Annotated in this window: 12 protein-coding genes; 3 read left to right on the top strand and 9 right to left on the bottom strand. The window is 49.5% G+C overall.

Annotated features, from left to right (window positions below; translation table 11 throughout):
- Positions 1 to 37: 37 nt before the first annotated feature.
- On the bottom strand, positions 38 to 466 hold the full coding sequence (locus tag NW747_RS04300) for a universal stress protein (protein WP_273188134.1): 429 nt from the start codon (positions 464 to 466) through the stop codon (positions 38 to 40).
- Positions 467 to 670: 204 nt separating this feature from the next.
- Here NW747_RS04300 and NW747_RS04295 point away from each other — a divergent pair, with 204 nt between their 5' ends.
- Both NW747_RS04295 and NW747_RS04290 read left to right on the top strand, forming a co-directional pair.
- The gene (locus NW747_RS04295; protein WP_273188133.1) at positions 671 to 1306 is read left to right on the top strand and encodes a nitroreductase family protein; all 636 of its coding nucleotides are present in this window, start codon (positions 671 to 673) and stop codon (positions 1304 to 1306) included.
- Positions 1307 to 1865: 559 nt separating this feature from the next.
- The gene (locus NW747_RS04290; protein ID WP_273188132.1) at positions 1866 to 2111 is read left to right on the top strand and encodes a hypothetical protein; all 246 of its coding nucleotides are present in this window, start codon (positions 1866 to 1868) and stop codon (positions 2109 to 2111) included.
- 533 nt (positions 2112 to 2644) lie between these two features.
- On the opposite strand, the gene NW747_RS04285 is transcribed toward NW747_RS04290, so the two are convergent.
- The 3 genes from NW747_RS04285 to NW747_RS04275 form a co-directional block, all read right to left on the bottom strand.
- A complete protein-coding gene (locus NW747_RS04285; protein ID WP_273096347.1) occupies positions 2645 to 3757 on the bottom strand; it encodes an ABC transporter ATP-binding protein in 1113 nt (370 codons plus the stop codon).
- A gap of 2 nt (positions 3758 to 3759) precedes the next feature.
- A complete protein-coding gene (locus NW747_RS04280) occupies positions 3760 to 5550 on the bottom strand; it encodes an ABC transporter permease (RefSeq protein ID WP_008860544.1) in 1791 nt (596 codons plus the stop codon).
- A 112-nt stretch (positions 5551 to 5662) separates the two neighbouring features.
- A complete protein-coding gene (locus NW747_RS04275; RefSeq protein WP_008860543.1) occupies positions 5663 to 6832 on the bottom strand; it encodes an ABC transporter substrate-binding protein in 1170 nt (389 codons plus the stop codon).
- A gap of 585 nt (positions 6833 to 7417) precedes the next feature.
- Between NW747_RS04275 and NW747_RS04270 the strand changes: the two genes are divergently transcribed.
- Positions 7418 to 8602 (top strand): nucleotide sugar dehydrogenase, encoded by a 1185-nt coding sequence (locus tag NW747_RS04270; RefSeq protein WP_273188131.1) that lies wholly within the window; start codon positions 7418 to 7420, stop codon positions 8600 to 8602.
- 195 nt (positions 8603 to 8797) lie between these two features.
- Here NW747_RS04270 and NW747_RS04265 read toward each other — a convergent pair whose 3' ends face one another.
- The 5 genes from NW747_RS04265 to rsmG form a co-directional block, all read right to left on the bottom strand.
- Positions 8798 to 10615: a phosphoethanolamine transferase family protein gene (locus tag NW747_RS04265; RefSeq protein ID WP_273188130.1), complete on the bottom strand. Its 1818-nt coding sequence runs from the start codon at positions 10613 to 10615 to the stop codon at positions 8798 to 8800.
- Positions 10616 to 10882: 267 nt separating this feature from the next.
- A complete protein-coding gene (gene ftsH, locus NW747_RS04260; protein WP_273188129.1) occupies positions 10883 to 12757 on the bottom strand; it encodes an ATP-dependent zinc metalloprotease FtsH in 1875 nt (624 codons plus the stop codon).
- Positions 12754 to 13314, bottom strand: coding sequence for a TetR/AcrR family transcriptional regulator (locus NW747_RS04255; protein ID WP_273188128.1), 561 nt, complete (start codon positions 13312 to 13314; stop codon positions 12754 to 12756). The genes ftsH and NW747_RS04255 overlap by 4 nt, the downstream gene beginning before the upstream one ends.
- Positions 13315 to 13787: 473 nt before the next feature.
- Positions 13788 to 14393 carry a TetR/AcrR family transcriptional regulator gene (locus NW747_RS04250; RefSeq protein ID WP_273188127.1) on the bottom strand — a complete coding sequence of 202 codons (606 nt, stop codon included), beginning with the start codon at positions 14391 to 14393 and terminating at the stop codon, positions 13788 to 13790.
- Positions 14394 to 14936: 543 nt separating this feature from the next.
- Positions 14937 to 15647, bottom strand: a complete 711-nt coding sequence (gene rsmG / locus NW747_RS04245; RefSeq protein ID WP_008860537.1) for a 16S rRNA (guanine(527)-N(7))-methyltransferase RsmG — start codon at positions 15645 to 15647, stop codon at positions 14937 to 14939.
- Between the last annotated feature and the right edge of the window lie 68 nt (positions 15648 to 15715).

Here is a 15715-nt window from a genome sequence, read left to right as displayed (position 1 = left end):
ATCGTACCTGCCAGGCCGCGATTTCAAAAAAGACAGACTATTTCACAATCAGTACCGGGCATTTGGCATGATGCACGGTGTAATGGCTCACACTGCCCATGACGAAAGAAGAAACGGAACCCTTGCCGCTGTTGCCCATGACAATGAGGTCCACTCCCTCCGCCTCAGCCGTGCGGATGATAGAAGACCCCGGCACACCGATGGTCACCATACGGCTTACCTTCACATCTTCCGGTGCGTCCTGGGCGTAAAGTGCCAGAATATCCTCGCCCTTCTTCTTCACCGAAGCCGTATCCGTCTCTGCCAGGCTCACCCGGTACACCGGATACATGAGGACGTCCGCATCCACCACATAAAGAAGAATCAACTCCGCCGCCGTTTTCTTCGCAAAAGCCACGGCGTAAGAAAAGGCTCTCTCCGAAGCATCGGAGCCATCAATGGGAACGAGTATTTTTTTGATGTCCATAATAAGACCTCCTTTGAACTGACACTTTCCCATAATTCCTTACCTATATTATAGCAGATTTCCTCCCTTCCAGGCCCCTGCTCCCCCGCCCCCTGATATGACCCTTAGTCTAAAAAAACTTGCTTTATCGCTCAAAATTGCATATAATTTCTTTTATGCAGTCTTATCTATAACTGAAACTTATACATTGAAAGGATTACCACCGTGTTAGAAGCTATTTACAAAAGAAGAAGTATCCGTCATTTTCTCCAGAAACCGATTCCCCAGGAAGACCTGAACCAGATCCTGGAAGCCGGCATGTGGGCCCCCTCCGAAAAGAACGCCCAGCCCTGGAAATTCATCGTCATCCGCGGCGCCGAAAGGAAAGCCATGGTGAAATGCCTGAAGGAAGGCATCATGAAAAACAGAAAAGGCGAACAAAACGCCATTTTCGGGAAGAAATACGAAAAATTCATTCCCTCCGCCATCTACACCGCCCGGGTGCTGGAACAGGCGCCGGTGATCGTATTCGTCATGAACACCAAAGGCCTGAACTACCGCGAAGACCATCCCAAGGACGAATACCTCATGGAACTGGCCGACATCCAGTCCATCAGCGCTGCCATCCAGAACATGTGCCTTGAAGCCACCAACCGCAACATCGGAAGCCTCTGGACCTGCAACGTCTTCTTTGCCTACGACGAACTGAAAGAATGGCTCCACGAAGACGGAGAAATGGCAGCTGCCATCGCCTTCGGCTACACCGACAAAGAAGTTCGCCCCCTGCCCAGAAAACCTATGGACCAGGTGGTCGAATACCGCGGCGACTACCCCGACGAATGGAAAGACATGCTGAAATAAGAAAAAACAGTGGACTTTCTCCACTGTTTTTTTCATGCCCTCCTGCCAGGCAGGAGAAAAAGCCAAAAGCCGGCAGCGGCCCTCCATCCTCCACTCTTTTTCCCATGGAAAAACGCCTTCGTCTGCGGGGAACGAAGGCGTTTTCAGGAACCAAGAGCGTGGCTCCTTTAAAATACTGCCAGAGGAAAGGAGGGGATTCATTGCCCTGCCGCCATCACTAACGAGCTCAATTCCGGATCCACATTTCATCTGACTATGAAAAAAACGAATCGCTGAGGTTGTGATGCTAATACAAATCTACAAACGGGGTTTATATGCAGACAGCAGCAGGATTTCCTCTGACAATGTGGTGGAGATAAGACCTTTCTTACCTCTGGCCTTAGTATAGCAGAAATAGCAAAAGAGTCAAATATCAAATAGTAAAGTTTCAATGTTTGCGGTTGCAATAAAGTCATACTTGCGCGGCGAACGGATCAGAGTCTCAAATGTAAGAAGGGAAATGACAGATACAGGATTATGCATGATTATGATAAAATGAAATTAAAACAAGGAGGCACAAATGACAAAGAATGAACTTACAAACATTTTGAAGGAAATCTGGGACGAAAAAGATTTTATCACAGGAGTGCAGCTATGCCTTTCCAATGATGAGGAGCGGCAGATGTTAGCGGATGCTATTACAGCCGGAATCATCAGAAACGGCGGAGATATTGCCCAATACGCCTTTTGTATCAGGAAAAAGATTCCATTCGAACCGCTGGATAAAGAAGATGATGACGATGATAATGAGGAGGAGCAAAAATAGATGATATTCGGATAATTTATAAAATTTATAGAAGTTTGGATAAATCAATGAACTACAAGGCACATCCCATTCACTTTGATTTCTAAACTGCCTATGCGGCAGTGAACTGACCATTTCCCGAAAAGAAAGCTGCACTTATCGAGAATCTGCGATTTCTTCCTTATTTTATCAAAATATTTTTACTTCTGGCATATTTTCGTTAACATGGTAAATGTCTGCTACAGTCCTATTTCCTGACCTGGGAGGGCCAAGGTTTGTCCGGATTCATTGATTACACACTTCGCTAATAAGGATGTTTCCATTTGATATATTTCTGTTAAAAAACTACTCATGATTTCGTCCGGAAGGGAGGGATGGACCTCCTCGAACAGAGGGAATGGGCCGTTTTCTTTATATGCATTTTGAGATTGTATACGACTACTATAGTGAACTAAAGCAGGCCATCCTCTGAAGCGCCGCCCTGGGCGGAGAGAGGATGGCCTGTTTTTTTGTTCCTTTTATTTTTGTGCTTACCGGACAAAGCCAAAGTTACGTTAATCCAGTTCACCGCTGGCGATACGCCTGCCTTCCTCGTCATGACGGAAAAGGTGGTTTTTCCGTGAGCGGAAGCGGATTTTGACTTTATCATTGATATGAAATTCACGATCTCCAAAGACTACGGCCGTAAGAATCAGCCCCAGCACGTCCAGCTTAACCACTGTTTCCATTCCACTGGGAAGGGCTGAGTAAACTTTGGCTTCAATGGTACCTTCATCAGAAATTTCAATATTTTCCGGTCTTATGCCTAAAAGCAGGGATTCCCCTTTCTCCGCTTCCATGGAATCTAAAGCATGGAAATGGATTGAGGCTGATCCCATATGCAGAAGCACTTCCTGCTCCTGCCTGCTTTCTACTTTCACAGGAATCAGGTTAATGCTTGGATTACCTATAAAATCCGCAGTAAATGCATTAGACGGGCAGTTATATACAGTCAATGGTGCGTCAAATTGCTGGAGTTTACCTTTTTTCATAAGGGAAATCCGGGTAGCCAGTGTCATAGCTTCCAACTGGTCATGAGTTACATATACAAAGGTGGAATCTGTTTCCATATGGAGACGTTTCAGTTCCGAACGCATTTCCATGCGAAGCTTTGCATCTAGATTGGATAAGGGTTCATCCATGAGAAGAATGCGGGGACCTGTTGCCAAAGTGCGGGCTATGGCAACACGCTGCTGTTGGCCGCCGGAAAGTTCTGCCGGATAGCGGTCTTTATATTCTTCAATCTGCAGCATTTTCATAAGCTTGGAAGAACGCTCCCTGATTTTTTCCTTTTCCCAGTTCAAATTTTCAAGGCCAAAGGTAATATTCTGGAGCACTGTCATATGTGGCCAAAGGGCATAATTCTGAAACAGAAAGCCAACGTTCCGCTTCTGCGGCGGTACATCAATCCCTTTTTCAGAAGAAAAGACGGTCTGTCCATCAATAATGATTTCTCCTGAAGTCGGCGTTTCCAGGCCTGCAATCATACGCAGGGTCGTTGTTTTACCACAGCCTGACGGCCCCAGAAGGGTAATGAAATCGCGGTCTTTTATAACCAGATTCAAATGGTCTACGGCGTTGGTATGATCAAATGTTTTCGTGACGTTTTTTAAGATAATTTCAGGCATCTTCAACCAATCCCCTTATCAATAGACGCTCCGGTGAGCTTATTAATAATCCAGTTCACAAATAATACGACAAATACGATCAGCAGGTTAATGGCATTGGCATACTGATTCCAGCCTTTTTCGTTGTACTGGAAAAGCATGGTTGTCAATACAGCCGTAGACGGTGTAACAAGCAGGATAAAGAGAGATAACTCTCTCATGCAGGAAATAAACGGCAGCAGATACCCTGAAAGGATGCTGGTCTTCTGAATAGGAATAATAATACGGACCATACGCTTCCACCAGGGAATCCCCATAATAATGGCTGACTCTTCTATTTCATTTCCCAGCTGCAGCATACAGTTGATGCCGGATTTGGAGGCAAAGGGCAGATATTTTACTGTTCCAATAAGGGCCAGAATGGCAAATGTACCATAAAGAGCAGGAATCGGTCCACGTGGAACACTGAACATAGAAAGGTAAATAGCCCCGAAAGCCATACTTGGAATCAGGTAGGGGAAAAAGGTCAGATGGCTGACTGCATTAGACAGGAAAGTCCCCTTTTTGCGAACAATGGAATATCCGGCCAGAATGCCAATGGTACCAGCAAAGAATGCACAAATCACTGAAAGCACAAGGCTGTTTATCAGTCCGCGATACACGCTGTGATTTCTAAGAATTCCAGGTTCTCCATTAGCAATATCTGTCGAACCGGCACCGGTCCAGAAAACGGTACTGAAGTTGCTGAGTGAATAATTTCCCGGTTCCACAATGAAGGATTCCACCGCGAAAGTAATAAGCGGTACTACCGTTACACAGATAAGAAGGATAGAAAGAATAACGGAAAGAGGGTTCCTGAGTGAACGCAGCTTCACCAGAGAAATCTGGGAACTTTTCCCGGTAATCGTTGTATAGGATTTACGGCTGTCCAGTACTTTCTGGTTCACCAGCATAATCCCTACGCCAATCAGGATAAGCACCAGAGCCATGAGATATCCATAACCCGGGTTTAACCCCTGCAGTGTTCTATAGAGCTGGGTCGTAAGCACCTGATATCGCACCGGCGCCCCAAGGAAAGCCGGCACTGCAAAAGCACTCATGGAACTTGAAAACGCGAGAAGGAAAGTAGAAAGAATCGCCGGTTTCACCATAGGCAGAGTGATTCTCTTTAAAATCTGCATCCGCGATGCATGGAGAAGCTGTGCAGCTTCTTCCAGATTAGCATCCATATGCTTCAGAATCCCGCCTATCAGAATATAGGCAAAGGGTGCATAATGCAGTCCCTGAACCACAGAAATCGGGAAAAAGCCATAGGCGAACCAGTTGGGCGTAACAATTCCGGTAAGTGCCGTGAATATGCCGGGCACCCCGCCTACCAGTGGATTTCTAAAAAAGTCCAGCCATGCCAATGCCAATGTCCAGGAAGGCATGATATAGGGAACCACAAACAGTGCTGAAAGCAATGGTTTAAACCGGATGTCACTTCTCGTAATAAGCCATGCCATCCCGCCCCCGCAGCCAATTGCAATGACACAGGTAGCAATGGAAATCATAATAGTATTCCAAAGCGGTTTATAAAAAATATTAATACTGTTCTGACCATCCATCAGTACCTTGCGCCAATGATAATCCGTAAAATCTCCTGCATGCGTTCCATGAATACGCATAACCTCAGAAGAATGAACCGTCACTGTATCCATAACGATGGAAAGCAGCGGCAGAAGTGTAAGAAGTACCAGGGCCACAAAAAGCACCACCAGTATCACATTATAAGGCTTTCGGAAAAACATCTTCAGCCTGACAGCTGCATTCATAATTAAGACCTCATTCATTATATAGAAAACCGGGAATGAGGGAGAACCGCGCTGATCGCTTCACAGATTCCCGCATCATGTCCCGGTGTTCCAATACTTACATAGATTTCTTTCAGATAAACTGACTGATAAATTCTTCGACTTCCGCACGATGTTCAAAAATATACTGCGGATCATCGCCTACAAGTACCTTTTCCCATTCAGCCAGCGGTTTATCTCCTTTAGCTACAGCAATGGTCGTATTACCGGAATAGGTACCCATATCGGAAGACCAGCTCTTGAATCCTTCCTGTGTCATCAGGTACTGGATAAAGAGTTTTGCTGCTGCCGGATGTTTTGCGCCTTTCACCATCAGCACATACTCCGGATAATAGAAGCCGGAATATGGATTAATGTTATCCGCAGCTGCCAGGGCCAGGTTCTTTTTATCTTTATAACGAATCTTGGAATAGTTCAAAAGTCCTACGGCCGTGTTATCCTGACCCTTCACACCGATGGATTCAGTCATAGATGTATCACTGGATCCCATAACAAGACCATTGGTAAAAGCCAGCTTAATCCATTCATACCCTGCATTAGGCGTAGTCAGTTCCAGTTTCTTGTGATAATAATCTTCATAGGCTTTGGCCAGTTTGTCTGATATCTCAGGCTTTGTAAGCATAGTCAGGAAATTGGCATTAATACCTTCCTGCATCGGACTCTTAAAGAAGAATTTTCCCTTCATGGATGGATCTGTAAGCTGCCAGATATTGGAAATCGGACAGGGCTTCCCGTTTTCATCGTTATACATAAATACCTTATTCATGTAGGCAAATACAAGAGGCGTCTGATTCTTCTCAGGAATATCACCTTTCAGGTCTGCCGGGATGTAATTTTCAAGATAGCCGCTTGCCAGAAGTTCTCCATACACACGGCCTGAATCCTGACAGATAACCATATCCGCACCGTCTGCATTTCCCTTCACTTCAGTAGTCACCTTATCAATCAGTTCAAAATCCTTCATGTCGCTGGCTTCCACTTTGATGCCATATTTCTTTTCAAATCCGGCACCGGCCTTAGCAACACGGCTGGTAATAGAATAGACCTTAACGACCCCTTCCTTTTTAGCCTGATCAACCAGGTCAGCCTCTTTTTCACTTTTTACCTGAACAATATTTATAGAAGCCTTACCGGAAGCAGCACTGCTATCAGCCTTACCGGAACCGCCTCCACAACCTGCCACCAGCATAACCGCAAAACCTGCTGCCGCTGCAGCAATGAGACAACGCTTGAACCGATTCATTTTGTCCTCCCTTGGAATTTCTGAAGTTAAATCGCATGACTAAAATGAAATGCAGGCTTTTTACAAAGTCTTTACAATATTATATGCCCTATCCCTATAAATAACAATTTGAAAGCATATGAAAGTAATTTATAAATCGCTATAAAGTGTACTCAACCACCTGAACCGGCCAAAGCTGTGCACTCTTCATCAGTTGGTTCCTTTTCCATTTACATATTTCTCCCTTCGCCGGCCTGTCATTTCCTAAAAGACTCACGCTGCCCTCTCCTGCTCCATAGATATCGAAAGCCACGCAAAAAAACTCCCTGAAATCACCCAGGCGGGCACCGAAAGCGCTTTGGGAATTCCAGGAAGTTTTTCTATGAAGTTTTCAGCCGGCTGACAGGGAAGCGATCATAGGGAAGGGCGGCCATCCTGCTTTCCATGGATGTGCGCAGGCAGGATGTGGAGGCCGCTCTTCCGGGCTCCTCGCTTCTCTGTCTATAGAGTCATCCCGGCCGCATCGGTGTCTCACGGGCTGTCGCCAAGGGGGCGGGGAAAGAGTATAATAAGGTAAATAATCTTTTAAAGAAGCGAGGAAATATTATGAAAATTGCCATTGCCGGTACTGGCTATGTGGGACTGTCCAACGCCATTCTTCTTGCCCAGCATCATGAGGTGACTGCGGTGGATGTGATTCCGGAGAAGGTGGATATGGTGAACCGCCGGGAGTCTCCCATTGCGGATGCCTATATTGAGGACTACCTGAAGCATAAAAATCTTTCTCTCACTGCCACTCTGGACGGGGACAGTGCTTACCGGGAGGCGGAGCTCATCATCATTGCGGCGCCTACGAATTATGATGATGTCACCGGCCATTTCGATACGAGAGCGGTGGAGTCCATCCTGTCCCAGATCCAGCGGGTGAAATCGAAGGCGCTGGTAATCATCAAGTCTACCATCCCCATCGGCTACACCCAGAAGATTTCCGAGAGGTACCCCACCCTTTCCATCCTCTTTGCGCCGGAATTTCTCCGGGAAGGAAAGGCACTCTATGACAATCTCTATCCTTCCCGCATTATTGTAGGCGTTCCGAAGGGAAAGGAATCCCTTCTTCCGGGGGCCCACCTTTTTGCGTCCCTCATGCAGGAAGGGGCTATAAAGGAAGAGATTCCTGTGCTCATTACAGGGTCTTCGGAAGCGGAGTCCATCAAGCTCTTTTCCAATACGTTTCTGGCCATCCGGGTGGCTTATTTCAATGAAATCGACACCTACGCCGAAGAAAAAGGACTGCGCACCGCCGATATCATCAAGGGCATGGGCTATGATCCCCGCATCGGTGATTTCTACAATAATCCTTCCTTCGGCTACGGCGGCTACTGCCTGCCCAAGGATACGAAGCAGCTTCTGGCCAATTACAGGGATGTGCCGGAAACCATGATCCGCGCGGTGGTGGAGGCCAATGAAACAAGGAAGCAGTACATTGCAGACCATATCGCTTCTCTTTCGCCAAAACGAGTGGGCATTTACCGCCTCACCATGAAGAGCGGCAGTGATAATTTCCGTTCTTCCGCCATCCAGGGTATCATCGAAAGGCTGAAGGAAAAGGGCATGGACCTTATCATTTATGAACCCACCCTGGACAGAGATACCTTTGAAGGTGTGCCCGTCACCCATGACCTGGAATCTTTCCGGGAGACATCGGACATCATCCTGGCCAACCGGGTGAGCGAAGATCTGCTGCCGGTGAAGGATAAGGTGTATACCAGGGATCTGTTTTCAAGGGACTGAGATTTTTACCTTTGGAAGGGGTCCTTTCGGGGCCTGTGCTTTGAGGCTCTCGGGATGACTTCCCTGCCGGTTAGGGGCAGGCCATGTGCGCCTCCCGGCTCAGGGATACAGCTCTTACGCCTCTGACAGTTATGGCATGGTTCACTATTTCCAAGGCATAAAAAAAGCAGGAAACCGATTTGGTTTCCTGCTTTTTTATTTGCCCTGCCACACAGGGTCGTCTTTGATTTTCTTCTTTCTTTCGAAGGTAGTGGCGTTATCCATGTTGATGGCGTAGTCCTTCGAGGAGAAGTCGTATTTGGACTGGTAGAAGTTGGTCTTTGCCTGCCAGATGCCAGTGACGGTGTCGAAGGCCAGGTCGTTGGTGAAGACCTGCTGCTCATGGGATTTCAGAGCAGGCATGAGGTCCGGATGGGCGGCCTGGTAGTCCGGAGAAAGGTAGACGAAGAAGGGAATGTGTACCATGTCGTAGTAGAAGGGGGAGGTGGTGTGGTAGTGCTTCATATTTTCGCCATGGTCGGAGAAGTAAATCATGGATTTCAGGTTCAGGTTTGCCTTGGCGTATTCGAAGATGTCCTTCATCACCTGGTCATCATAGGCGATGGTGAGGTCGTAGTCATGGTAGGGATCTTCTTTGGAAATGCCCAGTTTGTCCCGCAGGTTCACAGGCACCCGGGCAATGTAGGTGTAGTGGCTGCCGTCGATGTTGATGAAGATGATCCGCTTTTTGGCAGGCGGCAGTTTCTTCAGCACTTCCAGGGTGTAGCCGTCATAGTTCTTTTCCCAGTAGGAATCGTCGCAGCGTTCTGCAATCATGGTGACGCCGGCACTGGACATGGAGCTCCGGTTATGGAAGGAAATCCAGTCGGTACGGTAGCCGGCGGCTTTGGCCACATCCACCATGCTCACCACGTCTTCAAAGGACATGTCGCTGTACTGGTTGGCGCTGGTCATGGCGTAGGACAGGGAGAAAAGGGTATTGGGGAAATTGGAGTAGGCCTTGTATCCCAGGGCAAAGTCCTTTGACTTGGCCATTTCCGAAAGCCAGGGGGTGGTATTTTCCGGATAGTCCGGCGTGAAGGCTTTCATGTGGTCCCTATTGGCGCTTTCGCCGATAATGACGATGTGGGTGCCTTCGTCAATGCCGTTTTCCGGATTCGGCGCAAGGAAGGTCATGGTTTTGACATTCTTGTCCAGGTTGTCGTTCAGTTTCTGGAGAAGCTGGAATTCGCTGCCTGAGGAGTTCAGCGCTTTAATGATGGAGGCAGGAAATACATGGGTAATCTGACGGTAGAAGCCGCCGAAGAAGAGGAGGGAAATCACTGCCAGACCGATGGGGAAAGCTTTCCCGCTGCCCCGGAGGATGTTTCCTTCAAAGGTCCTGGCTTTTCTCATGAGGCTTCGGGAGAGGGTGACGGCGCAGGCAATGACAATGGCAAGAGCTGCCGCTGCCATGACTGCATGGGCCGGGGAGCCCATGGTACGCAGAAAGTCCTTGATTTCTTTCAAATGGGTGGAGCGTACGGCCATCATGGCAAACATATCCATTTCGCCGCCGAAGAGGACGTAGTAGCCGATGTAGATGAAAGGTATGATGACCATGAAGAAGGTATACACCCCGGCAATGACTGTCCAAAGGGAGGAGAACCGTTTCCTGCGGGCCGTGAGGGCGGTATACACATAGGGCAGCGCCATGAGGAGGCCCCCCAGCACGTAGTAGTCGCCCAGATGTTTTTTCTCCGGCAGGGAAGCAAAGCCGTAGGCCCAGGTGAAGGTGCCCATCCAGAGAAGGGGAAGAATCACCGCCCAGGGAAGGAGGGCCTTCAGATATTTCCTGTTCATCACGGTAAAGAGACCGAAGGATACGATCAGGAAGACCAGAAGCGCCGCCCCCAGCCGGGGCTGTACGTAGCTGTGGATGTCGGGAAAGTCCCCGCCAAAATGGAGCAGCGCCATAATCACCAGAGACGTGGATACCACCCAGGAAAGGGCGGATAGAATCACTTGTTTCACCATGCACCTCGCGTAAGAAATCTGTAAAAAAGATATGAAATATCTATAAATTATACCACAAATTGACCGGCAGTTCACATGATTTGGTGAGTCCTTTTGTACCAAGCCAGCAGGAAATGATTCGCAAAAGGTTTCCTTGGGTGGTGGCACACATGGGCCAGCCATACGGGCAGGAAATCTTCCGCAAGGAGGCACAATCAAAAGGGGCTGCAGAGAGATGATTTCCATGTCTCTGCAGCCCCTTTTTTCACGGGATATGACAGAATTTTATTTTTCCAGGTTCAGGTCCATGGACGGAGCCGGTGCTGCCGGTTTTTCTTCCGGCACCCCATGTTCCAGAATCTGCATGAACTGTTCTCCTGTAATGGTTTCTTTCTCGTAGAGGTACTTGGCCAGGGCATCCAGCTTGGGCCGGTTTTCTTCCAGCAGTTTCACAGCCTTGGCGTGCTGGGTCTTGATGAGGTCCGATACGGCCCGGTCGATGCGGGCTGCCGTTTCCGGCGAGCAGGCCAGGGTGGTATCGCCGCCCAGGTACTGGTTGGTCACTGTCTCCATGGCCACCATGCCGAATTCATCACTCATGCCGAAGCGGGTAATCATGGCCCGGGCCAGCTTGGTGGCTTTTTCGATATCGTTGGAGGCGCCGGAGGAGGAGGTGTGGAATACCACTTCTTCTGCGGCCCTGCCGCCGGTCAAAGTGGCAATCTGGTCCAGCAGTTCTTCCTTAGTCATGAGGTAATGGTTTCCTTTGTCCACCTGCATGGTGTAGCCCAGGGCGCCGCTGGTACGGGGGATAATGGTAATCTTCTGTACCGGGGCGGAATGGGACTGGAGGGCAGCCACCAGGGCATGGCCGATTTCATGGTAGGAAACCACGCATTTTTCCTTATCCGACAGAATGGCATGTTTCTTCTCGTAGCCTGCAATAACCACTTCGATGGAGGCTTCCATGTCTTCTTCCGTAGCATAGCTGCGGTGGTCGCGGACGGCCCGAAGGGCTGCTTCGTTCACGATATTGGCCAGTTCGGCGCCGGAAGCACCGGAAGCCATACGGGCCACTTTGTTGTAGTCGATATTGGGGGCATGCTTGATTTTGCTGGCATGCACCTTGAGGATGGCTTCACGGCCCTGGAGGTCCGGCAGGCCCACCGGCACCTGCCGGTCGAAACGGCCCGGTCTGGTGAGGGCGGGATCCAGGGATTCGGAACGGTTGGTGGCTGCCAGAATGATGACGCCTGTATTGTCTTCGAATCCGTCCATTTCCGTGAGCAGCTGGTTCAAGGTCTGTTCTCTTTCGTCGTTTCCGCCGATAGCGGTGCCGCCGCGCTTCTTGCCGATGGCATCGATTTCATCGATAAACACGATGCAGGGTGCCTTTTCCTTGGCCTGCTTGAAGAGGTCTCTCACCTTGGCGGCGCCCATGCCTACGAACATTTCCACAAATTCAGAACCGGAAATGGAAAAGAAGGGAACTTCTGATTCGCCGGCTACTGCTTTGGCCAGCATGGTTTTGCCGGTGCCTGGCGGTCCCACCAGCAGGATGCCCTTCGGCATTTTGGCGCCGATTTCCTTATACCGGCTGGGGTTATGGAGGTAGGACACCACTTCCTTCAGGCTGTCCTTGGCTTCATCTTCCCCTGCCACATCGGAGAATTTGATGCCGTCCGTGGGCTTCACAAAGATTTTGGCATTCGATTTCCCCAGGCCGAACTGCATGGCTCCGGGACCGCCCATGTTCTTCATGATTTTCTTGTTCATATAATGGCCGATGCCGAAGAAAATGAGGATCGGCAGAATCCAGGTCAGGGCCAGGTCAAGAATCGGATTCATGGGGGTTACAATTTTGCCGGTGAAATCGGCTCCCGATTGATGGAGCCTGTCCACCAGCTGGGGATCATTCATAGGCGCTGTTTTATAGGTCTCTTTATCCCCTTTCTTGGTGAAAAGAATCTGGTCCTGCTCCACCTGCACCTTGTCGATTTCCTTGTTCTCCGTCATGGTGATGAAGCTGGAATAATCCACGCTCTTCACTTCATTGCTCTTGAACATGGGCATGATGAGGGAGTTAAAGAAGATGATCACCAGGAATATGATGACGTAGTAGGCCAGTATAGGCCGCTTGGACGGTTTGACTTCTTTCAATGTTCTTCCTCTCTTTCTGACTGATTTTCAATTCCCTTCAGGAAAAAGGCTTCCCAGTAGTCCGGCAGGCTGGCAGATGCCACCCGGCCATGACACTCTCCTTCAAAGAGAGACCACATGGCTCCTGCAAAAAGCTCCGTCATCACGGAGGCGGGAATATCTACCCGAAAGGTGCCGGATTTCTGTCCCCGGAGGAAGAAATCGGTCATCTGCCGAGTATAGGTATCCTGGCACCAGCTGTCGATACTGCCGGTGGCATAGCCGTAGCAGAGGAGCATAAGAAACTCCTTGTTATCGCAGCAGCAGCGAATGATTTTCCGAAGATAGCTTTTCGTATCGCCCTTTTCCTCATTCACCAGTTCCATGAGGAAGGACACTTTTTCCCGTGCCTTTTCGCTGAGCAGACGGGACAAGTTTTCCCGAGAGCCGTAAACCCGGTAGAAGGTGGCTTTGCTGATACCTGCCGCTGCCGCCAGCTCGCCGGCGGTCCTGCGGGGATTCGTGCAGAAGGCAAGGGCCAGTTTCTTCAATTCTTCTTCCCTGCTTTCCAGATGCATGGCACACTCCTTTCCTGTCAAAAACTTTACTATGTCTTTTGAGACTTTATTGTCTCTTATGATATGAATCATACCATTTTTATGGAAACTGGTCAATAGAAAAGGAGCTGTGAAGAAATGATGGACCCTCTATCAGATAGTAAGCAAAGAGAAGGAGCGGATGCAAGCTCCTGCAATCACATGCCATGAATGACACCGATCCCTTCCCTCCGTCATTTCGACCGCAGCCGGTCAGCCGCCAATAGGAAAGCCTCTTATTGTGCAGGCTAGAGGCCAACTTCGGCTGACTTGGAGACTCTATGCAGAGTCTCCACAGAGTGGAGAAATCTCCCGGCTCAGAGTTTCCATAGAGCCCACGCCCTTCCCACCCATACCGGCACGAGGCCCTGCTCGAACGGGCGGGAATCTTACCATCAAAAAAAGTAATAGAAAAAGCTGTGAAGAAATGATGACCATTTTTTCACAGCCTCTTTTTATTCCCCTATCATGTAGGGCTTGAAAAGGTTTTTTATGTCGATTTCCATATATTTCACAGACTGCTCTGACAGATTCCAGGAACCATTCATCATGCACCAGATAGTTAAAGCACCGAAGACATGGCTCATCAGCAGTTTGGCCAGCGTATCCAGGGGGGCATCTTCCGTCAGTTCCCCCGGGCCCCGGCCCTGGCGCACGGCGCAGATTTTCACAATGGCATTGTAGATATCGTAAAGGCAGGCCTTGGCTTCCGAATCCTCTTCCTCCGACTCCATGGCCTCCCGAATCCACTGGCGCCCCAGCCGCACCCCCGCCCAGTCCGCATCACGGCACAGGGCTGTCACATAGTGAAAGCACCGTTCATCCGCCGTCCCGTCAAAATGGACGGACTCTTCCAGAATCGTCTGGCTGGACTGGAACGAAAGCTCCGCCACCACATCTTCCTTGCATTTGAAATAATGATAGAAAGTTCCTTTGGCTACGCCGCTGTCCCTTGTAATATCTTCCACGGAGACCTGGTCAAACCCTCTTTCCCCAATCAGCTTTCTTGCTGATGCCAGGAGTTTGGCCTTCGTTCTTTCCGCTTTTTTCGTTAATGCCATGCGAACCTCCCATGCCTGCTGGCTCATTCCTGTTTTTAACCGCCAGTCACTTTTTCATTTCTATAGTATACAAGAAATAGACAATGTTCGCAATATGAAATATGGCGTGACGCTGCGGGGTCAAAAAAGGGAGCATGGCTTTGCCGCCGGTTGTAGCCGCCTGCGGCGGCGGGCTGTGCAGAAGGGCTGCGGAAGGAAATGTCCAGAATGCGAAGGGTGCAGCAGAAAAGGTTCACGTCCCCTCCGCAGGCGGAGGTTCTTAAGGTTCTAAGGCTGACGGCCCTTTGGGCTGGGGTCTGCGGTGGCGGCTGGCGCCGCAATTTTACAGCTCCCTTTCGGTGATCTCCGCCACATAGAGTATCATGGGAGCTTGCAGCCTCGTACCCCCCCACTCCGCGGCCCTCTCCCCTTAAAGGGGGGCGCAAGACGTTTACGTGTTTATCCTTCTTATGAGAAATGAGCATAATGTCCAGCATACAGCATAATGTCCAGCATACATAGTGTCTCTGCAGGCGGAGAGCGGAGAGCAGGTTTCACCAGCCCCTATTCTCCCAATACCGGTTTTTTCTCTGCAATACCCACTTTCCGGGGATAGGTTTTCGGGCAGGGCGCTGTTTTCCGGATGTAAAGGATGGTGCGGCGGTCTCCTCCCGGCAGGGTAAGTTCTTTCTTTTCTTCCAGTGTGCCGTGAAGCTCCCGAAGGATCCGGCCTGCCGTCTTCATTTCCTCATCGGCGCCGGGGCCTTTCATGGCAGCAAAGACACCGCCTACGGCTACGAAGGGAAGGGACCATTCCGCTATGATAGGCATGGCCTTCACCGCTCTGGCAGTGACCACGTCGAAGGCTTCCCTGGTCTTTCTTCTCCGTCCTCCCTCTTCTGCCCGGATATGGAGGCATTTCACGTTTTTGATTCCCAGATCGGCGCAGGCGTCTTCAATGAAGGTCAGTTTTTTCTGGATGGAATCCACCAGAAGGAACTGCATATCAGGCCGCAGGATGGCCAGGGGCACACCGGGGAATCCGGCGCCGGTGCCAAGGTCAAGGACCCGTCCCTTTGCAGGAAAATATTTGGGATCGTATACGGTAAGGGAATCATAGACATTCTTGATGAGGCTTTCGTCCACATCCTTAATGCCCGTAAGGTTCACTTTTTTGCTCATGGCAATGACCATGGCATTGTACTCAGTCAGCTTTCTTGCGGCCTCCTCATTGGCCGGAAGGCCCAGGGCCTCCATCATTTCGCAGGCTGTCATCTTTTTTCTTTTCTCCTTCCAAAAAGAAATATGTGATGAAATGGTCCTTCTTCTCTTCATTTCCCTGT

The sequence above is a fragment of the Dialister succinatiphilus genome, assembly GCF_928721695.1.
In the GTDB taxonomy this organism is placed as follows: domain Bacteria; phylum Bacillota; class Negativicutes; order Veillonellales; family Dialisteraceae; genus Dialister; species Dialister succinatiphilus.
The sequence above is the reverse complement of the archived record's forward strand: the minus strand, read 5'-3'. Positions and strand labels throughout refer to the sequence as shown.